The organism is Agarivorans sp. MS3-6, from assembly GCF_054112545.1.
This window is the reverse complement of sequence record NZ_CM134202.1, coordinates 2,610,050-2,631,886: the sequence shown is the minus strand read 5'-3', so window position 1 is coordinate 2,631,886 and position 21,837 is coordinate 2,610,050. Positions and strand designations below refer to the sequence as shown.

Annotated in this window: 20 protein-coding genes; 3 read left to right on the top strand and 17 right to left on the bottom strand. The window is 43.3% G+C overall.

Translation table 11 applies throughout. The features are described 5' to 3' along the window. Nucleotides 1-81 precede the first annotated feature (81 nt). From ACVFI8_RS12065 to ACVFI8_RS12050, 4 genes are all read right to left on the bottom strand, one after another. The gene (locus ACVFI8_RS12065) at nucleotides 82-912 is read right to left on the bottom strand and encodes a hypothetical protein (protein ID WP_457871463.1); all 831 of its coding nucleotides are present in this window, start codon (nucleotides 910-912) and stop codon (nucleotides 82-84) included. A 176-nt stretch (nucleotides 913-1,088) separates the two neighbouring features. Then, nucleotides 1,089-2,435, bottom strand: a complete 1,347-nt coding sequence (locus ACVFI8_RS12060; RefSeq protein WP_248713238.1) for a class II 3-deoxy-7-phosphoheptulonate synthase — start codon at nucleotides 2,433-2,435, stop codon at nucleotides 1,089-1,091. Nucleotides 2,436-2,578: 143 nt separating this feature from the next. Beyond that, nucleotides 2,579-3,202 carry a DUF1349 domain-containing protein gene (locus tag ACVFI8_RS12055; protein ID WP_457871462.1) on the bottom strand — a complete coding sequence of 208 codons (624 nt, stop codon included), beginning with the start codon at nucleotides 3,200-3,202 and terminating at the stop codon, nucleotides 2,579-2,581. Nucleotides 3,203-3,214: 12 nt separating this feature from the next. Continuing rightward, on the bottom strand, nucleotides 3,215-3,823 hold the full coding sequence (locus tag ACVFI8_RS12050) for a GNAT family N-acetyltransferase (RefSeq protein WP_457871461.1): 609 nt from the start codon (nucleotides 3,821-3,823) through the stop codon (nucleotides 3,215-3,217). Between the two features lie 193 nt (nucleotides 3,824-4,016). On the opposite strand from ACVFI8_RS12050, the gene ACVFI8_RS12045 reads away from it, so the two are divergent. Further along, nucleotides 4,017-4,256 (top strand): GlsB/YeaQ/YmgE family stress response membrane protein, encoded by a 240-nt coding sequence (locus tag ACVFI8_RS12045; protein ID WP_457871460.1) that lies wholly within the window; start codon nucleotides 4,017-4,019, stop codon nucleotides 4,254-4,256. Between the two features lie 68 nt (nucleotides 4,257-4,324). Here the strand turns inward: ACVFI8_RS12045 and ACVFI8_RS12040 are convergent, their stop codons facing one another. The 13 genes from ACVFI8_RS12040 to ilvY form a co-directional block, all read right to left on the bottom strand. Next, nucleotides 4,325-5,155 carry a carbohydrate ABC transporter permease gene (locus ACVFI8_RS12040; protein ID WP_457871459.1) on the bottom strand — a complete coding sequence of 277 codons (831 nt, stop codon included), beginning with the start codon at nucleotides 5,153-5,155 and terminating at the stop codon, nucleotides 4,325-4,327. Nucleotides 5,156-5,164: 9 nt separating this feature from the next. Next, entirely contained in the window at nucleotides 5,165-6,160 is a 996-nt protein-coding gene (locus ACVFI8_RS12035; protein WP_457871458.1) for a carbohydrate ABC transporter permease, read from the bottom strand. A 55-nt stretch (nucleotides 6,161-6,215) separates the two neighbouring features. Beyond that, nucleotides 6,216-7,475, bottom strand: coding sequence for an extracellular solute-binding protein (locus ACVFI8_RS12030; RefSeq protein ID WP_457871457.1), 1,260 nt, complete (start codon nucleotides 7,473-7,475; stop codon nucleotides 6,216-6,218). An 88-nt stretch (nucleotides 7,476-7,563) separates the two neighbouring features. Then, nucleotides 7,564-8,667, bottom strand: coding sequence for an ABC transporter ATP-binding protein (locus ACVFI8_RS12025; protein ID WP_457871456.1), 1,104 nt, complete (start codon nucleotides 8,665-8,667; stop codon nucleotides 7,564-7,566). A 323-nt stretch (nucleotides 8,668-8,990) separates the two neighbouring features. Beyond that, complete coding sequence (locus ACVFI8_RS12020) at nucleotides 8,991-10,094, bottom strand: AraC family transcriptional regulator (protein ID WP_248713246.1); 1,104 nt, start codon at nucleotides 10,092-10,094, stop codon at nucleotides 8,991-8,993. 166 nt (nucleotides 10,095-10,260) lie between these two features. Further along, a complete protein-coding gene (locus ACVFI8_RS12015; protein WP_457871455.1) occupies nucleotides 10,261-12,345 on the bottom strand; it encodes a glycoside hydrolase family 52 protein in 2,085 nt (694 codons plus the stop codon). 375 nt (nucleotides 12,346-12,720) lie between these two features. Continuing rightward, nucleotides 12,721-13,230: a carbohydrate binding domain-containing protein gene (locus ACVFI8_RS12010; protein ID WP_248713248.1), complete on the bottom strand. Its 510-nt coding sequence runs from the start codon at nucleotides 13,228-13,230 to the stop codon at nucleotides 12,721-12,723. Between the two features lie 39 nt (nucleotides 13,231-13,269). Beyond that, on the bottom strand, nucleotides 13,270-13,821 hold the full coding sequence (locus ACVFI8_RS12005; protein ID WP_248713249.1) for a carbohydrate binding domain-containing protein: 552 nt from the start codon (nucleotides 13,819-13,821) through the stop codon (nucleotides 13,270-13,272). An 84-nt stretch (nucleotides 13,822-13,905) separates the two neighbouring features. Continuing rightward, nucleotides 13,906-14,604, bottom strand: a complete 699-nt coding sequence (locus ACVFI8_RS12000; RefSeq protein WP_457871454.1) for a hypothetical protein — start codon at nucleotides 14,602-14,604, stop codon at nucleotides 13,906-13,908. Between the two features lie 444 nt (nucleotides 14,605-15,048). Then, on the bottom strand, nucleotides 15,049-15,303 hold the full coding sequence (gene ubiK, locus ACVFI8_RS11995) for a ubiquinone biosynthesis accessory factor UbiK (RefSeq protein ID WP_248713251.1): 255 nt from the start codon (nucleotides 15,301-15,303) through the stop codon (nucleotides 15,049-15,051). Nucleotides 15,304-15,372: 69 nt separating this feature from the next. Next, nucleotides 15,373-16,110, bottom strand: a complete 738-nt coding sequence (locus tag ACVFI8_RS11990) for a substrate-binding periplasmic protein (protein WP_457871453.1) — start codon at nucleotides 16,108-16,110, stop codon at nucleotides 15,373-15,375. Between the two features lie 28 nt (nucleotides 16,111-16,138). Continuing rightward, nucleotides 16,139-16,612, bottom strand: a complete 474-nt coding sequence (gene ybaK, locus ACVFI8_RS11985) for a Cys-tRNA(Pro) deacylase (RefSeq protein ID WP_457871452.1) — start codon at nucleotides 16,610-16,612, stop codon at nucleotides 16,139-16,141. A gap of 33 nt (nucleotides 16,613-16,645) precedes the next feature. Further along, entirely contained in the window at nucleotides 16,646-17,527 is an 882-nt protein-coding gene (gene ilvY, locus ACVFI8_RS11980; protein WP_248713254.1) for an HTH-type transcriptional activator IlvY, read from the bottom strand. Between the two features lie 225 nt (nucleotides 17,528-17,752). Between ilvY and ilvC the strand changes: the two genes are divergently transcribed. Both ilvC and ACVFI8_RS11970 read left to right on the top strand, forming a co-directional pair. After that, entirely contained in the window at nucleotides 17,753-19,234 is a 1,482-nt protein-coding gene (gene ilvC, locus ACVFI8_RS11975; RefSeq protein WP_248713255.1) for a ketol-acid reductoisomerase, read from the top strand. A gap of 837 nt (nucleotides 19,235-20,071) precedes the next feature. Then, nucleotides 20,072-21,589 carry a KAP family P-loop NTPase fold protein gene (locus ACVFI8_RS11970; RefSeq protein WP_457871451.1) on the top strand — a complete coding sequence of 506 codons (1,518 nt, stop codon included), beginning with the start codon at nucleotides 20,072-20,074 and terminating at the stop codon, nucleotides 21,587-21,589. Nucleotides 21,590-21,837: the final 248 nt, after the last annotated feature.

The following is a 21,837-nucleotide window of genomic DNA, read 5'->3' as shown; positions in this document are numbered from 1 at the left end:
AAAAAACCGCCTAAAGGCGGTTAACTTGGCCCTAAACGAGCGGCGGTTCATACTGACAAAGACTCACAGCGGGTGAAGCCTCTAAAACTGATAGTTAAACTCTATACGATGGTCACCATCTTGAAAGTTAGAATACTCAGTCCAGTTAGCATAATAACGTACATTTGCGCGTGGGTTAACTTGATAAGAAGCCGCAAATTCATGAGTAAATACATCACTATTACCGATACCAAAAGCGTTATCTTTGTAAAAATCAGAACCCGACAAGCTACTCATCCACATTGGGTTGTAGTTAAGCCAAATCTTGTCGGTAATGGTAATTTTTGAATAAGCCCCCACTAAGGCAAAGGTGCCAGGCGCAGAATAACCCGCAGCATAATCATCGCTACCTTTCGCGTAGTTATTGGCAAACGCCACACCTGCGCCAGCTAATGGATAAAGTTGAAAGGGCCCCATCTTGGGTAGCGCTTGGATAAATGAATAAGAAGCACTGCCCATTTCATTACTAATGTCGTAACTCACATCTAATTGAGAACCGCGACCATTAGTGATATCTACACCAAAATTTCGAAAGCGAATGGAGTCCACAGAGTTATCACGTTGACTGCTTCCATCCCACCCAAGCGCTTCACCAGCAAAACCTTTTACTTCAATAATATTCATCGCCATGGTGGTTGGCTTTCCAGTATCGTAAGTTTGGCCCACTTTTAGGTTTAAGCCTTTATTGGTAAGCCCTACGCCAGCTTGGGTATATACCGCCAGCGGATCAGACATATCTTGTAAATCTTGTTCTTGGTTTTGCTCAACCGAAGCTGTACTCGCTTCTGCATAGCTGTATTGGCTAAACAAACCAGCACTTAATAAGGCGCCAAGCATCACGCTTGAATTAATTTTTGAGGAGGTCAAAGACATTTTATTGCTCGCAGTTAGGCACAAAAGCAAACAAATTTAGGAGGGTGTTAACCAAGCAGCAAGTCTGTGGTGTAGTTACATCAAACTATCGAGTGAATCGATACAATATGCCGATAAAACTTTAACATTAAATATAAAAAGCCACCCGCAGGTGGCTTTTTAGCAAAAAAATCTAATTAGCGAGCCGCCTTAATATGATCTGCAATTAAGAATGCTAATTCCAAAGCTTGGTCAGCATTTAAACGTGGGTCACAGTATGTATGGTAACGCTGCGCTAAGTCGTGTTCAGTGATTTGGAAAGCACCGCCCACACACTCGGTTACGTTACGGCCAGTCATTTCAAAATGAACACCACCAGCGTATGAACCTTCCGCTTTATGAATTTGGAAGAACTGCTGAACTTCGCGCAATACATCATCAACACGACGTGTTTTGTAACCGTTTGGCGCTTTAATGGTATTACCGTGCATGGGGTCTGAACTCCACACTACATTTTTACCTTCACGCTCTACCGCTTGAATCAAGCCAGGTAGGTGGTCAGCCACTTTATCCGCTCCCATACGCACGATTAAGTTCAAACGACCCGCTTCATTGTTCGGGTTAATGATATCGATAATCCGCAATAACTCTTCAGGATCGGTGGTTGGGCCGGCCTTCAAACCAATAGCATTTTCTACGCCACGCAAGAATTCGATGTGAGCGTGGTCGATTTGACGAGTACGATCACCAATCCACAACATGTGTGCAGAACAGTCGTACCACTTACCGGTTAAGCTGTCACAACGCGTTAAGGCTTGCTCATAAGGTAACAATAGCGCTTCGTGCGAGGTGTATAAGTTGGTTTCACGTAATTGCGGTGCTGTTGCAGGGTTAATGCCACAAGCATTCATAAAGGCCAACGATTCTTCAATGCTACCCGCTAAGGTTTCGTAACGCTCACCCAGTGGGCTTTTCTTGATAAAATCCAAGTTCCATTTATGGACTTGGTTTAAATCAGCCAAGCCACCTTGGGCGAAAGCGCGCAACAAGTTAAGCGTAGACGTAGATTGATTGTAAGCATCAACCATGCGCTGTGGATCTGGCACGCGACTTTTTTCATTAAAGTCGATGGCGTTGATAATATCACCACGGTACGATGGCCAGCTCTCGCCATTGATGGTTTCCATGTCTTCACTACGCGGCTTAGCAAACTGACCCGCGATACGGCCAATTTTTACTACTGGCTTTTGACCGCCAAAAGTTAACACTACCGCCATTTGCATTAAGGCTTTGAAGGTATCTCGAATATGGCTAGTGCGGAATTCATCAAAACTCTCAGCACAATCACCACCCTGCAATAGAAACGCTTCACCCTTAGCTACTTTAGCTAGGTCTTCACGTAAAGCTCGCGCTTCACCTGCAAACACAAGCGGGGGTTGATCAGCTAAAAACTTCTCGGTTTGTTGAAGTTTTTCTTGATCAGGGTAAGTAGGTAATTGTTTTACTGGTTTGTCTCTCCAGCTTGAGGGTGTCCATTGCGTCATGTTGCGTTCCCGAGAGTGTACTAAACCCCCATAATAGGCATTCTCAGCCGCATGAAAAGCGCTAATTTAAGTTTTTTTATTCAAAACTAACTATTTTTTACTTATTGCTCGCCAAAAGGCATCATTTTAAGCTAAAACACCCCCTACAAGGGGTGAGAGCGCCATAAACAACTTGAGAGATGCAGCTGCTCAAAACAGGCGGTAAATGATGAATCTATCGGACTACAGGCGTATAAACCACACTTAATCGCGTGTTTAGCAGGCGCTGGCGGATCACCTTGTTCTGCTTGAGTTTCCCCCAAGAGGTGTAAATGAAACACCCGCATTTGCTGATAGTGTTGGCCATCTTGAGAATACTCGATCAAAAAATCAGGCCCACGGCGACTTAAGCGATACCAAATATGTTGCGGGGTGACAATGTCGGTGGTGGCCCAATCTGAATAGCCTAAATTAGTCACTACCGATCCTAACCGCGATAGCGCTGAAGTCTCAAATTCTATTGATGCCTTAAACCAGTTGTCGCTATCGAGATAGATAATCACCCCAGCCTGATCAAACTGCTGCTGATAGTTAAAACTGACTTTTACGCTAAGGCTAAAATTGTCCTGTTGTTCTATGAGTAAAGCGGGCGCATTGTCATTACGAAAGCCATAATAAGAGCGCTGCCAAAGATCAGTATGTGGTTCAGTCGTCAGCTGCAGTTGCTGTTGGTCTAATTGAAACTGTTTGGGTGGGTTTATCCACTGCGCATTCGCGAATGCCTTCATCAATTAACGTCCTTAAAGCTTGTTATATCGGGCTAATTTATATTGCAGCGAATGCTTTACCGTCGGCCACTCTTGATTGGTAATAGAAAACACCACCGTATCGCGGTAATTGCCCTGAGCATCAACACTATGGTTACGCAATACCCCATCCTGTTTCGCGCCAAGGCGGGCAATCGCATTGCGTGAAGCGTGATTATGCCAATGAGTTCGAAACTCAACGGCAATCGAGTTCAGCTGGTCAAATGCATAGCCCAGCAACAGTAACTTACACTGGGTATTTACTGCCGAGCGTTGGTAGCTTTTAGCATACCAAGTATGGCCAATCTCCAAACGGCGATTAACCCCATCAGCGTTGCAATAACGGGTAGCACCGATCAATTTACCACTGTGTTTATCGACTACCACAAAAGGTAAAGCCCGCCCTTGCTGCTTATCTAACAAGGCGCTTTCAAGGTAGCTATCAATAGAGCTGGCATTAGGAATACTGGTGTACCATAGCGCGCTTAGCTTGCCATCTGCTTCGGCAGCTAACAGCGCGTCGCGATGGCTAATTTGCAAGGGCTGTAACAATACATCGTCGGCGTCTAATTCAGTGTCTATAAGGTAAGCTTGAGCACTCATCGATGGCTCCTAAATTGTCAGGCTCAGTGTTCAGATTAAACTGCAAGCAAGTGAATAGAAAGAAAAAATCAGCGTAAACTTTAATCAAAATATGTTCAACTATTGACTACACTTAAGCCAAACAGACGCTAATGTGGCTATATCGCGAGCCCAGTTAGCATGGCAAATATTTCACTCATGAATAAGGGAACGTATGGACATTATTATTTGGTTATTGATTGGCGCAGTCGCAGGTTGGTTAGCCGGCAACATTATGAAGGGCGACGGCTTTGGCTTAGTGGGTAACATCGTAGTCGGTATTGTTGGCTCGGTGGTCGGTGGGTTTGTATTCGGCTTATTGGGCTTCGGCACTACCAGTATGCTGGGCTCTCTGATTACTGCGGTAGCGGGTGCGGTTATTCTGCTTTACATCGTCAGTATTGTTAAAAAGTAACCTTAGGTTAAAACGCGGATACAAAAAAGCCAGCCTAGTTAGGCTGGCTTTTTATTTTTCTTTGTTTATTAGCCTTTCACAGCACCTGCTGTTAAGCCGTCAATCAGCTTACGTGAGGTCATAACAAACAAGATCATCAGTGGTACTACCGCAATTGCTGCACCGGCACAAATTGCGCCCCAAGGAACCTGACCAGTACCTTGTAGTGCTCGGAGTGCGAGTGGCACGGTGAACATCTTCATGTCATTCATTACCACCAATGGGCCCATGAAGTTGTTCCATTGACCAATGAAGGTAATCAAACCAAGCGTACCAAATGCTGGAGTAATAAGTGGTACCACTACACGCCAGTAAATAGCAAACTCGTTACAACCGTCCATACGTGCCGCTTCAATTAGCTCTTTAGGAATCGCGCTAGAGATAAACTGACGCATCATAAAGATACCCATTGCTCCACAAGCCATTGGAATGTAAAGCGCGCGTGGTTGGTTCATCCACTCGAGCTTAGACATAATCAATGCCGTTGGAATCATGCCTAAGAATGGTGGTAGTAACATGGTGCCCATGATTAACACGAACATAATGTTGCGACCTTTAAACTCAAACAGAGCGAAGGCATAACCGGCTAGAGAACAGAAGAATAAGTTTAATACTGTAGTGATTAAGGCTACGTAGAAACTCAAACCAATGTTGTGCCAGAAGTACGGTAGTGCATCTAAAAGAATACCAACGTTGTTAATAAACTCTGAACCAAACCACATTGGTGGTGGCACAGACAAAATATCTGAGTTGGTATGCGACGCAAATACAAACATGAAGTAGAACGGGGCCAACATGATGATGGAGCCCATCCCCACGATAAAGTACGCAATTAAATGGCTTTTAGTAATTTTATTCATGATTAAGTCCTACTTCTTCTCACCAAGTAATTTATTATTGCCCCAAGTGAGTAAGGCGATCATTGCGAACAGAATCCAAGACACTGCTGACGCCGTACCAAAGTCACCTTCAACAAATGCAGTAATATACATGTGCATTGCTGCGGTTTTACCTGCTTGCTCTAGGCCACCACTACCACCGGTAATAATGAACGGTTCTTCGAACAACTGTAAGTTACCAATAATGGTTAGGGTTACTGCAAAGAACATCATTGGCTTAAGCATAGGTACTGTGATGTACCAGAATTGTTGCCAACGTTTAGCGCCATCAACGGTTGCCGCTTCATAAAGATCTTTAGGAATAGTCTGCATTGCAGAGAGGTACAATACGGTGTTCCAACCCACATAGCGCCAGAACACAACAAAGGCGATCATCGTCTTAGTATATTCAGGACGGTTCCAGTCAATATTTGCGGTTGGGAATAGCCAAGATAAAGGCTGAATATCACCGAATATTGTCCAGTTACCCGCCGACGTAAACAGCATATTAATCATGCCGAAATCGCGAGAGAATAAGGTAGTGAATACCAAAGAAATAGCCACAGACGAGGTAATAAACGGCAGGAAGTACATGCCGATAACCGTGTTACGGCTACGTTTAAAGCTGGTATGTAAGAAATACGCTAATGGAATAGCTACTACGTGCTGCGGGATACCGGCAGCAAGAGCGATCCACATCGTATTGAAAACTGATTTTTGAAACCAATCATCGGTCAATGTGAAGGTAAAGTTCTCAATGCCTACCCACTCCATTGCCGCTAGGCCGGAGGCTGGCTCCCAATAGTGGAAAGATAAAAACAATGAAAATAGTAATGGGAACAACCCAAAAACAGCAAAAATAACGAAGAATGGACTAACAAATAAGTAAGGAGCCCACTTATAGCCACTAGCGTTTAGTCGCTGCTTTAGGGTCCGCTTTCTTATTTTGGTTACTGGTGGTCTTACGGCAGACTCGACAGAAGACATCTTTAACTCCCGACAAAAGGAAAAGAGAGGGAGCAAGCTCCCTCAGGATTTAAAATTAACGTCTAGCGCGACGCTTGATTTGTTTCTCAGCTTCAGCTAACGCTGCATCAATGTTCTCATCACGTTCTAATACACCTTCTAGTGCATCATTAATGATTTGTTCAGCAACTGGATCATGCTTGTGAACATCCATTGCTGGAATGCGGTCAGCAGATTTTTTCCACTCTACGCGAGCCACTTGGCCACCTAGGTAAGGAATAGGCTGGTTAATGAAATCATCATTTTGAGCTTCAATTAATGCTGGGAAAGCATCTAAATCACGGAACGCAGCAATTTGCATTTCTTTGTTCATTGTCATGAACTTAATGAACTCCCATGCTTCTGCTTTGTTTTGTGCTTTCTTAGGAATGGCGTAGAAAGAACCACCCCAACTTGCATAAGTACCACCTGGTAGCGCAGCTGCACGCCATAGGCCTTTACTGTCTGGAGCAATCCAGTTGTTCAAGTGACCGCCTAACCAAGCACCCATCATTTGAGAAGCGATAGTGCCGCGACGTAGACCTTCAGTCCACTCAGAGCTCCAAGCACCCACTTGCGCATCAATACCTGCATCACGAACAGCTTTAGCTAAACGGAATGCTTCTTTGAAGCGGTCGTTGTTAACAGTGATGTTGTTGTCTGAATCAAAGTAGATACCTTGACCATCTTGAAGACCACTACGGATCACAACGTCTTTAATATCCACTGCGCTAGCCACTAAGTAAGAGCCAGTCGTTTCTTTAATTTTCTTACCTGCAGCGATGAAAGAATCCCAGTCTTTAATTAGGTCTTCTTGCGTTACGCCCGCTTTGGTAAAGATATCTTCACGGTAGAACAACGCACCAGGACCGATATCAGCTGGAATAGCTGCTAGTGTACCGGTACCGCCAGTGGCTAGTGGCACAGTAAATTTCGAGAATAATTTTTCGTATTGTGCAGCGCTGTATGGAGCAGCACGTAAATCTTCTAAACCACCAGAAGAAGCAAAACGGCCGATGTAACCATATTCGATACCCATAACATCAGGTAGGTTACCGCCAGTTGCTAACGCTGTGGTCATTGCATTGTGGTGATCTCCGTAAGCCAAAGATACCAACTTAATTTCTACTTCTGGATGAAGCTTTTTATATAAAGGAATGGCTGACTGTACCGCTAGGTCAAAACTTGGGAATGAAGCTACGGTCAGAGTAGTTTTAGCGAATGCCGACGTTGCGGTTAACGCAAGTGTGGCACCTAAAGCTAGAGCTACCGTTCCAATTTTCTTTTTATTAAACATCCTATTCTCCTAAGTACATGAACTTTATTATTATTCAATGTCGCAGTTGGGTAGTACGCCTAAAACCTTTTAGGCGCTTGGAAGCAAACTAGTTCAATTGTGGCAATATTGCTTTGCCAGTTTCATTATTAAACAAGTGGATCCGCGAAATATCGAAGAACAACTCCACTTTACCTTGCATCTCTGCGTTTACATCATCTGCAATGGCAACTTCTGCTATGAAACGTGCGCCGTCTAACTCGCACTGCACATGATAGGTTGACCCCAATAATTCAACGCCCACAACAGTGGCCAAGACGTTTCCGATAGTGTCTGACTCAATAGAGCGTTTAGTTAGGTATAAGTCACTTGGACGAATACCCAAGGTGCAAACCAACTCATCTTCTGCATAACATGCAGGTAAATCGATATGTTGGTCTGAGAAAACTAGGCTTGAGGTCGTACCTAGCTTTTTAATAGTGGCCGGAATCATATTCATCTCTGGCGCACCAATAAACGAAGCAACAAACTTGTTTGCTGGCTCTTCGAAAATTTCTTTAGGTGTACCTACCTGCTCAATGTAACCATCTTTCAAAATCACAATACGATCCGCTAAAGTCATGGCTTCAACTTGGTCGTGGGTTACATACAATGTGGTAGTACCTAATTTGTCGTGCAAAGTTTTGATTTCTGCACGCATAGAGCCACGCAATTTAGCGTCTAAGTTTGATAAGGGCTCATCGAATAAGAATACTTCTGGTGTGCGAACCATTGCACGACCCATTGCTACACGCTGGCGTTGACCACCCGATAGCTCTTTAGGCTTGCGGTCCATCAGTGGCGTAAGCTCCAACATGTCGGCAGCATATTTAACGCGCTTGGCGATTTCAGGCTTTGGAACGCCGGTCATCTTCAAACCAAACGCAATGTTTTGCTCAACACTCATGTGTGGGTACAAAGCGTAGCTTTGAAACACCATTGCAATGTTACGCTCCATTGGGTGCAGGTCATTCACTAGCTCGTCAGCGATGAAAATTTCACCATCTGAAATATCTTCTAAACCAGCAAGCATTCTTAAAGTGGTTGATTTACCACAACCAGAAGGGCCAAGTAACACGACAAACTCACCATCTTGAATGTGTAAGTCGAAGCTTTTTACCACTTCGGTATTACCAAAGCGTTTTTTCAATTTGTTAAAAGTAACTGCTGCCATGATGTATCGTTTCCATAAGTTTAAATGTGGAGAAGCGTTGACACGAAACAAGAAAAAAAACTCTATTTCACCACTTTCGTGTAAGCGCTTTCTTGGAACTAACTTTAGCTAAGCCTGAAAAGGTCTTCAAACTAATAAAGGTTAAGATTTGAGACGTGTCATAAAAAAAGCCACTATCATGACAATTAGCAATTATTAAACTATAAAACGTAATGCGATAGGCGCGAAACCACTAGCGATAAGGCTTAGCGAAGATTTTAGAAACTCAAAAAAATATCAACGGAACTGTCTTGCTAGTAACAATTAATTAGCCGTTTATGTTTTCACGCAAACTTTTTCCGGTACTGATTTGGCGTCATTTCCATTTCCTGGCGAAATAGATAATACAGGTAGTGTTGATTTGAGAAGCCCGCAGCATCGGCAATTGCATCAACCGAGGAATTTGTAGTGGTAAGTTGTTGCTTTGCAAATTCCATTCGAACTTCGTGTAATTGTTGGTGCACGGTTTTTCCAAGAATTTGTTTGAAGCGTGTTTCAAGAGTTTTGCGAGATACCGCACAATAGTCTACAACCTGAGCGACTTTAATTCGGCGGTGAAAGTTACTGTTTAGGAAGAACAAAGCCTTGGTAATAAGGGGATCGGTGGGAGCGGCAAGGTCGGCCGAGGCACCACTAACAATCTCTACTGCAGGCACCAATATTTCGCGCGCAGGTTTTCCGTCAATCTGTTCTTGCAACAAACGCACTGCTTGCTCTCCAATTTGCTGAGTGGGTAATACCGCTGAGCACAAAGAAAGAGGCGATAATGCACTTTCAGTTGGATCGGCATCTACGCCAATAATCGAATAATGCCCTGGTACACTAATGCCCTGATCATGGCACAAACTAGCGAATTGACGCGCTTGAGTATCTGAAGCGGCTAACACCCCCACTTGCTGCTCAGGTTTAGTGAGTTCTGGAAGGCTTAACTCCAACCACTCTAGTTTGTATTTTAGTGCCAACTTAGCCAGAGCATTTTTGCGTTCTTTCACCCAAGGAGCAGAAAAAGCGGGCACTCCTCCAAAGAAAGAGACACGACGAATGCCTCTCGCCAAGAATGACTGCACGATAAGTTCAACAATGGCATAACTATCAGGGCTAACTCGCGCAAAATTGCGATCAGGTAATAGATTTAAACGTGAACCTGATAACGCTACCAAGGGAAGAGAGAGATCTTTACAAAACTGCGGTACGCCCAATTTATCGAAATCGGCAATCACTCCGCAAAACCGATCTAATGTGATCAGCTTAGCCTCAGCAATGGTCATTACTTCTGGCTGCATCCAATGAGATAATGGACAGCTATTACTAGTCACTCCCTTTAAGATTTCTCTGTCATAGGGGTGTTTTACGTCGAGCAACAATAAAACTGCATTGCGTTCTCGCATTTAGATTCTCCCTTCTCCTGCCACTCAACTAAAAGCGCAAAAAGCAACAAGCTGATGAACCTCATCAGCTTGTTAATTATTATACCTTGCTAGTTAGCGCTGAACAGGTCGCACTCTATTAGTACTCTAGCAGCTAGCACCAAGCCAACGATCCTAGGCTAAAAGGCTATTTTTCATCTAACCATAAGATGTTGGTCACACATCTAGGATAATACAAGCTACCAATTGGCTTACCGGAGCTGAATTGATCACAACACGCATGTTTACTGGCACCTTCGGTTTGCCAGCGTTGGTGAGCGGCATCAGCCTCTACGCTAAAGGCCTCAGGAATATTTAAAATTTCTCGAGCAACATACTGATTTAAAAATATTTTACTTGCCCAAGAATTATCAGCGGTAGAAGACAGCTTCCATGCGCCATCTGGATATAAGCAGTATTCATCATTTAACACATATTTTAGGTGTGATTTTAGAATCTTAATGTAGCTAGCGTAAGGCCCCGTTTCTGAAACGGCTTCTGTTAAGCCCATCTGATAAGGATAAACTAAGGCTTCAATCGCTGGGATAATGGCACTTTTTGAGTGTCCATCTAATACCGCTGGTACATAGCCTAACTCTTGATCAAAACTCTCTGTTAACTTATCAGCACAGCGTTTTGCCGCTTGCAGAGCAATAGCAGCGTGCTCTGTTTCGCCCAATTGATTGAGCACCTCTGCAATCGCTAAGTAAGCCGCCCAACTTTTCCCTGCTAGGTAAATATTGCCCCGAGCTTGGCCAAGGCTATGGTCTAAAGAATCATAGGTGGTAATTTCTCCCCCTTGCTCGGTTCTCGCTGATTCGAAGCTCATGATTCCATCACGTAAAGCTGGCTCGGGATTATCTCGGTTTAACAGAGATTGTAAACAGTCGATCAGGGTACCACGCTGCTCAGTGGCAAAAGCGCGGTCTTCAGTTTTGCTGATGTATAAGCCACAACACAATACCCAGTTAGTTAGCTGCTCATAGGTCATATGACTAAAACAAAGCCTGTCTAAACCCGCCATTTCGTAAGAGCTTTCTCCCTTAGGGCTCCAATTATTAGACACTCCCATATCATGGGTAAATGACAAGCCACCGCTGAAATTAAGCTCGGGATTAGCGGGGTCAAAAATCTCATCATAGAAACTATATTGAGTTAAAAACTGCTCAAGCGTGTTCTTCACTGTCCAAGGGTTTTTCTTCAATTCAAAGAACAGCATATCTACGGTTAGGTCGAGGGTATTCATCATCAAATACTCGCCCTCATTGACCACCCAAACAGATTGGGTGCCGTCAAATAGCCACTGGGTTGAACCATAATAACTGCGAGTAGCATGCGCGATTAAATACTGTTGATGGGCGTTTAATGAACTTGCTAATAGCTCTTTATCGGCGCGCTCTGCGATGGCGGCGTAACTATCGAAATGACGTAATGCATAAGCAAGTACATCGTTTAAGCCCGTAAAGTGCTGGGTGTAGTAATACTGCATTGCGCGGTTAAAGGTTACGTTACCGTCTAAATAAAAGCCTAAAGCTAAACGAACCGTGACTGTTTCACCGGCTTTCACATCAATCATCACACCTGCGGTTGGGCCTAGCATGAAACACTCGTTGTTGCCCATTTTACTCAAAGCACTTTGTACCGAAAAATGACTAAATGCGCGGGTATGTTTGCTGTTGGTTGCCAGACCAATATTGTTGCGACACGTCACCCCAACCATACCATTTGCATCACCATCAAGCAGCTTGTTCCAGCGTAATTCTTCTCCCTGCAAAGCAAAAAAGCCGGTCCAGTCTTTATCGCTAGTATTATCAAGCGTAAGCTCTACATATACCGCAGGGCAGCTGGCCTGTTTAAGCAATTGATGCTGAGCCAAAGCAGGATCGGGAATATCAAAAAACGGGCTCAGCACTTTAAGGCTAATTCCTGGAGCAGAAAATGTATCGCTCGCCCAGCGGTAATCACGCTCTACCTCTGAAAAAGTGCGTTCGGTGAGTGTTGAGCTGTCATCTTTTTGAACATAACGCTCACTTTGATCATTAGCGCCTTTGTAAAATGGAAAACTATTTACCACACCGTCACCATCTTGGTAGCCGATGAAGATATTGCCTTCGTAAGGAGCTCCTAGCTCTAAACCCATTCCTCCGTGGTCGCCATGCTCACCAAAGGTAAAAGAGGCTAATGCGCCCATTGGCGAGTGATGAGCATGAAAAAACTGCTGATTATGTTGCATAACAACTCCTGGGATTGAAGAAACAGCGCACACGCGCCGCCAAATTGGATTGATTTTCGCCTACCAATAGAGTGTAAGCGCTTTCACATGAATTCAATCTACCCAAGGCGAGTGTTTGATTCAAAGGAATATAATGGAAGTTTTGAGTTAAGTCATAAAATCAGAAGGTGTAAAGAAACAAAAAAAATGGCACCACAGAAACCTTAAGCATGATACGAAAAACAATAAAAAAACTCCTCGCAGAAAGGAACGAGGAGTAACCGAGTAATGTAGCTGTTTTAAGCAAGCAAACTGCTATAGCTTGCTAAAACATACAGTGCTATTGGGATTAAGCGCACTGCCTACGTTGATAGGTTAAAGAAGGTTATGGAAAAACTAGTTCATGGATTTCAGGCTAATGTTTTTAAAGGTATACGTTACACCTTGATCAGCGCCACCAGCGAAGAAAGCAAACGCGGCTTTGCTGTCACTTTTTGGCATTTTGAATTGGAAACTAAAGGTTTGAGACGCGCTGTTAACACTCACATCTTCAGCATAATAAGTGGCGTAATCACCAGAGTCTTTTTGTACGATAATGGTTAATGGACTTTTAGCACTGGCGCTTACTTCAGCGGTAATTTGGTAGTTCTGGCCTTTTTCAAGGTTCACTTTTGGGTGCTTTAATTGAATATGCCAAGGATTACTGGCTTTTTCTTCTACGGTTACCGTAGCGGTGTCGCCATTAAAGGAAAAATTACCTTTACCGTCGCCCCAACCGTCAACGCCCGCATTGACCTCTTGCCATTTTTTGCCATTGTCTAATTTAATATCTACATTGGCAGCCTGTGACACCGATGCTACCGAGAATAAGCTAAATGCTAAGGCTAGAGATGTTAGCAGTTTCATAATATTTTCCTTTTAAATAACGCTTAAGGTTTGAGATAACTAATAGGTCGAATTCAACTTAATGTTACGTAAGCTATAGCTCACACCTTCTTCACCGTCACCAAACATGATTGAAAAAGTCCCCTTTCTCTCATCATTAGGCATAGTAAAGTCATAAGTGAATACTTGGTTTTCAGTGCTTACTGTTTCTGAACGATAAAAATAAGTCACGTAATCGCCATAATTTTGTTGCACCGCCACTACCATCAAGCTTTCTTGACTGGCCGAGGCTTCAACGGTTAATTCGTAGTGCATATCTTCAACTAAAGCCACAGGGCGTTTTAATTGAATATGCCAAGGATTACTGGCTTTCTTTCTGATTTTCACATTAGCTTGCTCGTTCGCTAAGCTAAATTTACCGACTCCGTCACCCCAACCTTGGGTGCCCGCGCTGACTTTGTCCCAGCCTTTTCCGTCATTGAGAGTGTAGGTAACCATTAACGGAATGGCGAATTGATCTTTTTTGCTGCTATCTCCGGATGTTCCAGTACTGCCACAAGCCACTAAGAAACCTGAAGAAATGGCAACAAACAACACAAAAAAACGTTTCATTTTCATATCCTTATGCGCCTTTATTCCAAGTTAAAGACAAATAGGCCGCTAAAAAACATTTAGCGGCCTACTGTTAGCTATTGATTAGCCACAAGTCCACTCAACCGCGCCTTCAGGGCTCATAGTTGCGTCTTTCTCAAGCTTCACAGTTCCTAATTCATAGGTAACTGATTCGTTGCGAATGTCCAAACGGAATACTTCGTTCACCTTAGTGATATCAAAGTTGCCATTCTCATCGGCGCTGAGACAGCTAACTGGCACAGTGATTGTTTTCCAGCCTTCGCCTTCTAAGTCAGCTAATTGATCTTGGCCAAAGTAGTAGGTATTTCGATCAAGGTAATCCGTCGCACCACCGCTAGTTTGCATTACGATTTGGTGAGCATAGTTTCCTGACGCAGTAGCATTAGTTACGTTTAGATCAAATACATAAATACCAGCTTGATAGTCAGTCATATCCATTTGGGTATCACTACCAACAATGAAATACGCTTCACCGTTGCCAAATGTTTCAACTTCCCAAACGTATTCTTCACCGTTAGCACTTGGAGAAACCTTAAGACCAGCTTGGTCATAAGTTCCATCTTTCGCTAACTCTGTCTTTTGATAATCAGGTGCGTAACCTACTTTAAGTGTAAAACTACCGGTCGCTCCATCATCAATAATAACTAAAGCTTCATCTGCTGGCGGTGTCGGTATTACTGGCGTACCCTCGTCATTGGCACAACCGGCCATGGTTACTGCAGCGGCTAACATTGATACTTTAAATATTGTGTTGTTAAACATTGTTCTCTCCCTATGAAATCCCTTTGAAGGCTCTTGACCCGAGTTGCCCTAGACGCCTTTTACACTTTTATCGTAAGGCGCAAGCAGGCGCATGGAAACGACAGAGATCACAATGTAAGCGCTATCACGAAATAAAATTCACTTTAAATGACTAAGCGATATTTAGCAAAAGCTTGGAGAGATTTGTTAAAAAACAAAGATTTTAACCATAAGATACTGAAAAAGAAGGATAATTGATGTTGATAATATGTTTAACAAAAGACAAAAGTGAGATCTCGCCTGCAATAACCATGAATAGCTTGAGAATAAAAATTCACAATGAATTTACCATATATCACAACACAGATAAAAGTAAGTGGCTATATTTCATAAAATAAACAAATTAAGGTGCAAAAAAAAACAAAGCGGTAGCCTTGTTTTTATATTGGTGAAATGAGCCCTGACTTAAGACGTTTGATTCAAACGCGACTCTAACTCTGCCACTTTTAACTCTAATTCAGCTAATTTTTCACGGGTTCTTAATAACACTTGGGTTTGTACGTCAAAGTCTTCGCGATTTACCACGTCAAGTTGGCTCAGCTTAGCTTGAATCACTTGCTTTACTTTACGCTCAAATTCATCACCTACATTTTTTAGCCCAGGTGGAACCATGTCGCTCACTTGTTTCGCTATTTCTTCAATTTTAGCCGGGTTAATCATTAAACTCTCCTTAATTTGACCTCATTGTATAGAAGCTTATTTGTCGGCTCAAGCGAAGCGAAAAGGTATTTAATACTGATTAGCCAAAGTACCGTCCAAGGCAAAAATGTTATCTAACACACCATCTTCACGTAAACGAACCAACGCTTGCTTTAAGCGTTCTGCTTGCTCCTTTTGGCCGGACGAACGCGACCAATACAAATGAACCTTTCGTGTGGCTAATTGATATATGGGTGTGATTTGTGCCGCCGCAACATGTAACTCTTGTAATGCGTAGTTTATCGAGTAATTAGTGGCGATCATTGCGTCGATGCGACCTAGCAGCAACATTTGAATACCTTGCTCGGTATTAATAAAACTTACCCGCTCAACATAAGGGTTATCATCTATGTCAGGCCCATAAGCAGAGCCACGAATAACGCCTATACGTTTGCCGGCTAATTGCGATACATGGTGAACAGGCTGCTCTCCAGCATTCGCGATGGCCACTATTTTGACCGTCACCACTAAACCTAAATCAACCGCTATCTCGTCTGAATGAGGGCTAGCAAACATTACCGCAAAATCGGCACTCCCCGATTCCATTTCTTTAATTACTCTTGGGTAAGGTCGCATAGTATTGAGGTAGTCTATACCCGCCTCTTTCACTAAGGCTTGGGTGAAACTCGGCAGTAGACCTTGCCCAGCCAATTCTGCGTCTTGGTAACCCCAAGGCTTGACGATACTGGTGGAAAATTTTGCAGGTTCTAAATCACTGGCTAAAACAGCCCAGTGGAAAGTAACCATTATTAACAACAAATATCGCATGGCCCACCTTGGATTAAAAATCTTCACGCTAGTGACTAAGTATAGCAAACTGCGCCCCCAGCAGATGTTGCAGAACGTTAGCCGATAATTGCAACGATAAACCCCGCTTACCGGCACTGACAACAATTTCATCCAGTTGCTCAGCGCTGCAGTCGATAAAGGTAGGTAAACGCTTTTTTTGACCAAAGGGGCTAATCCCCCCTTTTACATAACCGGTGGTGCGCTCGGCCACTGGCACATCGGCCATGCGCATCTTTTTGATTTTTGCGGCCTTAGCCAGTGCTTTTAAATCAAGCTGACCCGTTACCGGTACCACAGCAACCACCATTTTCTTAGGGTCGTGCTCATCACAAGCCACTAGGGTTTTAAAAACCCACTGCGGATCAAGGCCTAACTTGTCGGCGCTGTCTTGGCCAAAGTTGCCTTGTTGGGGGTCACTTTTATATTCAAGTAACTGAAATTCTTGTTTGGCTTTTTTAAGCTGCTGTACTGCGGGTGTCATTAATTACCACCTTATACCCGTTTAAATGGATGTTTAATTACGCGCGGCGACTTGCCAAAACCGTTGCATTAATGGTTCGTGTAACCTTCTTGATAACATACAGATCCCCAAATCAAAAGGGGCTAACTCAACCCCAACAGCAATACTTTGGATCCGCTCACGCACTGGGCTGTTGTCTACTACCACTTCGGGCGCTATGCCCACTCCACTGCCCAAGGCCACCATACTCACAATCGCTTCATGACCAGCGACCTTGGCATACACATTAGGCGTAATACGCATTGCCTTAAACCAATGATCAATACGCGCTCGCGCTGGGCCATGCTCCGGTAAAATAAAGGGTACTTGATCCCAAGGAATAGGGTTACGCTCTAATAGCTTACGCACGTTGCACGACACTGTTGGACCAATAATCGACAGCGGAATTTTGCTAATACTGGCAAAGGCAATATTCAGGGGGAGCTGTTCTGGGCGAGCAGCAATGGCAATATCTACTTCGCCATTGGCGACTTTGTCTACCGCCATGGCTACATCACCAGTGGCCAACTTGATATCAGCATTGGGGCAAGATAAGCGGTATTTATCCAAAATATCGGGTAAATGGCTATAACTAGCCGTCACTGAACAATATAGCGTCAACTCACCGGCCAATTCACTAGATTGTAGAGAGAGGTCCATTTGCAATTGACGCCATTGCTCTAGCCAGTTTTCAGCAAAGCTACGAAAACGTTGCCCCGCCTGAGTAAGGTGCACGCTGCGTTTATCTCGAGTAAATAAGCTGCTGCCCAATTCCTCTTCTAAACGCTGGATGACCCGGCTTAAAGTAGAAGCGCTCACATGCATCGCTTGGCTAGTTTTAGCGAAATGTAAGCTCTGACTTAGGTGTAAAAACAGCTCAACACTTCTTACGTCCACCGCTTATTCCCCTTAAACACCATTTTCCCCATTGAACCACAACCCTTATTGCAATATGTGAAATACAATATCCCAAAAACATCATTTTACGCAATGCTACTTTATGTTTATATTGAAGCCATCACGAGACAGGAACAAGAAACGCACACAAAGAGGTGCATCGGGATCTCGTAAACACAACAACACCATCATCATTTAATTAACGCTATTTTTACGGAGTCAAACATGGCTAATTATTTCAACACCCTTAGCTTGCGCCAAAAGCTTGAGCAATTAGGTAAATGTCGTTTTATGGATCGCAGCGAATTTGCTGATGGTTGTAACTTTATTAAAGACTGGAACATCGTAGTAGTGGGTTGTGGCGCACAAGGCCTAAACCAAGGCTTAAACATGCGTGATTCAGGCCTAAACATTTCTTACGCTTTACGTGACGCAGCCATTGCTGAGAAGCGTGCTTCTTTTGTTCAAGCAAGCGACAACGGTTTTACCGTTGGTACTTACCAAGAACTTATCCCACAAGCGGATATGGTACTTAACCTTACGCCAGATAAGCAGCACAGCAACGTAGTAGAAACGGTTATGCCGTTAATGAAGAAAGGCGCTACCTTAGCTTACTCACATGGCTTCAACATTGTTGAAGAAGGCATGCAAGTACGTGAAGACATCACTGTTGTAATGGTTGCACCTAAGTGCCCTGGTACTGAAGTACGTGAAGAATACAAACGTGGCTTTGGTGTTCCAACCCTAATTGCTGTTCACCCAGAAAACGACCCACAAGGTAACGGCCTTGCGATTGCTAAAGCCTACGCTTCTGCAACCGGTGGTGACCGCGCGGGCGTACTTGAGTCTTCTTTTGTGGCTGAAGTTAAATCTGACCTTATGGGCGAGCAAACCATTTTATGTGGTGTGTTACAAACTGGCGCCATCTTAGGTTATGACAAAATGGTAGCCGAAGGCATTGAGCCTGGTTACGCCGCTAAACTTATCCAGTTTGGTTGGGAAACAGTAACCGAAGCCCTTAAGCACGGTGGCATTACCAACATGGTAGACCGCCTGTCTAACCCAGCTAAAATTAAGTGTTTTGACCTAGCCGACGAGCTTAAAGACCTAATGCGCCCATTGTTTGAAAAACACATGGACGACATCATCGAAGGCGAATTCTCTCGCACTATGATGACTGACTGGTCAAACAACGACGTTAACTTGCTTAAATGGCGTGAAGAAACTGGCCAAAGCGGTTTTGAAAAAGCCCCAGTATCTGACGTAGAAATTACTGAGCAAGAATTCTTCGACAAAGGCATTATCTTAGTTGCCCTCGTTAAAGCCGGTGTAGAACTAGCGTTCGAAACTATGGTTGCTGCAGGCATCATTGAAGAAAGTGCTTACTACGAGTCACTACACGAGACTCCGCTAATTGCTAACACCATTGCCCGTAAGCGTTTGTACGAAATGAACGTAGTAATCTCTGATACTGCAGAATATGGTTGTTACCTATTCTCTCACGCTGCTGTGCCACTATTGCGCGACACCGTGAACAACATCAGCCTAGAGTACATCGGTAAAGGCTTTGAAGAGCAAAGCAACGGCGTTGATAACGCTCGCCTAATCGAAGTAAACGAAGCGCTACGCAGCCACCCAGTAGAAGTTGTAGGTAAGAAACTACGCGGCTACATGAAAGACATGAAGAAAATCGCTGTAGGCGGTTAATCTTCTTACTTTTGGCTAATGACGATTAGCTAATGGTGGAAATAGGAAGCCCTGAGCAGTAATGCTTGGGGCTTTTTTTGTTTTTATATTAATTGGCATTAATTAAAAGCTTTCGCCTACCCGCATTTGTAACCAATCGAAATCACTTTTAAAAAGCAGAGCTTTCGCCTGCGGCGACGTCATTTTCTTTGAACAGCCAAAGAAAACGAAGCAAAAGAAAGGCTGCCCCGCATCTTCTAAAAACCTGCGTTGCTCACTCACTAGGGCGTTGAAGCAACTCGCTACGCTCACACAGGCTTCAACTTATTTCCCTAGCTCATTTCCGCTACTCGGCGAAGATGATGGGGAAGCCCCCACTTGAATAGTTATTGAGGTTTCTTTTATTGAATGGATTTGTGATTAATAATTCTTAACTTCAAATGCGTGCATTTAGAGCTCTTGATTTCGCTAAGCTAAATATATTTTAAGTATCTGTTATAAAAGCGCCGCAACACAAAGCGTCATCTCTTTTCATACCTTCATTATCGCTGAGTAGCGCAAGTGTCTAAGTGATAAAGTCGAAACCTGTTTGAGCGTAGCGAGTTTTTCGACGCACTTAGATACGAGCAACGCAAGAAGAAGATAATGCAGGGCGAGTTTTCTTTTTGCTTCGTTTTTCTTTGCTCGTCAAAGAAAAATGACGTCGCCGCCAAGGCGAAATCTACACAAGCAGCTAACCCAAAAATCAATTATTACTCAGAAGAAAAAATTTGTGGAACCACCATTAACTAGAAAGTAAGCCACAAATATGCAGGCTTATGATAACTTTACTCAATAAGAGTTTACGGAGTAAGTTAAGTGGCAGATAAAAAATATAACTTTGATTGGAGTCCCCCTTTAACAAAGGAAAATGATGAAGAGTTTTCTGCCGACAAACTTAATCGTGCAACTTATGCAAATTTCCTCACCAACTTCTTAATTGCCCAAGCTAAAAGTGGCTATGTACTCAACCTCAACTCTAGCTGGGGAACAGGTAAAACCTACTTCCTAAAACGTTGGCAAGCTTCTATAGAAGAACACCATCCAACGGTTTACATAGACGCCTGGAAGCAAGACTTTTCTGATGACCCAATGATGACAGTTGTGTCGTCAATTACCGCTCAACTTCGCGACCAATCACAAGATAAAGACGAGCAAGCGATTAGAAACATAGGGAGTAAAGCCTGGGGCTTCTGCAAACATGCCGCACCAGAAATAACCAAGGCTGTAATCAAAAAAGTTAGTGGTATTAATGTCGATGAGATACTAGACAAAGATTCTGAAGAAGATCCAAGCAAGAGCGAGGAGTTTGCGGAAGCCACCGGAAAAGTCGTCGCAGCGATGTTTAAAGATCACGAACAAAAACTCAGCAGTATTGAAGACTTTAAGAAGAGTATCACCACATTTATTGATAATGTTACCGCTTGCTCCGAAAAACAAAACCCTACTTTTATTTTTGTAGATGAATTGGACCGCTGCCGCCCTTCCTACGCGGTAGAAATGTTAGAGGTGATCAAACATTTCTTCGATATGCCTTACGTAATCTTTGTAGTAGCCACCGATACAGAGCAACTGCAACATGCAGTTAAAGCGGTTTATGGGAATGACTTTGACGCCAATGTTTACCTAGGTCGCTTTTTCAAACGCCGCTGCACGCTAAAAGAACAACCTCGCCTAGCGTTTATAGCAAATCACCTTTCATATTTAAGCGAAGAACAAACAGATAAGTTCTTTCCAAAAATTTGGCCTCAACTAGATAACGATAAAGGGTATTTTTTCGAGCTATTAGCATCGGTATCAGATATCTATATTTTGTCTCTACGAGAAACTGAACAATTAGTTGATAAAATTCTCGCGATCCTAGTGAACCTTGGCAATGAGAAAATTGACTTACTGCTGCTAAGCTCCTTAATAATTATTCATGATAAGTACAAAAACTATTATCAAACTTTAATGGAAGGCCGAAACGCATCTAACTTGATTAAAGCTGATTCGATTCAAGCCATGCTACCGAATGTAAGACTAACAAATAAAGTTAATATCAAAATCACGCCCTCCATTAACTTTCCAACTATGCAGATAGTAGTAGACCGTTTTTCAAGAAATTTAGATTTTGAAGAGAATAGATACGAAGTTAACTATCGAGGGTTATGGGCAACTCAGCTAAACTTGTTAATAGAAGCAGAGCCACCAGTATTTATAAATAACATTTCGAACTCGCATAGGCGAGGGCAGGCTACTCAAACAAACGATATGATCGGCCTTGAGTTGTTGAAAATAAATGTACCAAAAACTAAGTTTCAAGATTGGGTAGAATTAGCTACCAGTTTTGAGTAACGCAATAACTAAATGCTTCCCCCCATCATCTTCGCCGAGTAGCGTAAATAAACAAGGGAATAGAGTTGAAGTCAGTTTGAGCGTAGCGAGTTACTTCAACGCCCTTGTGAATGCGCAACGCAGGAATCAAGAAGATGCGGGGTGGCCTTTCTTTTGTGTACTTTTCTTTGGCCACGCAAAGAAAAGTACATCGCCGTCAAGGCGAAACCAACACTACCAACACGCTATTATGTGTAATCAGACTTGCA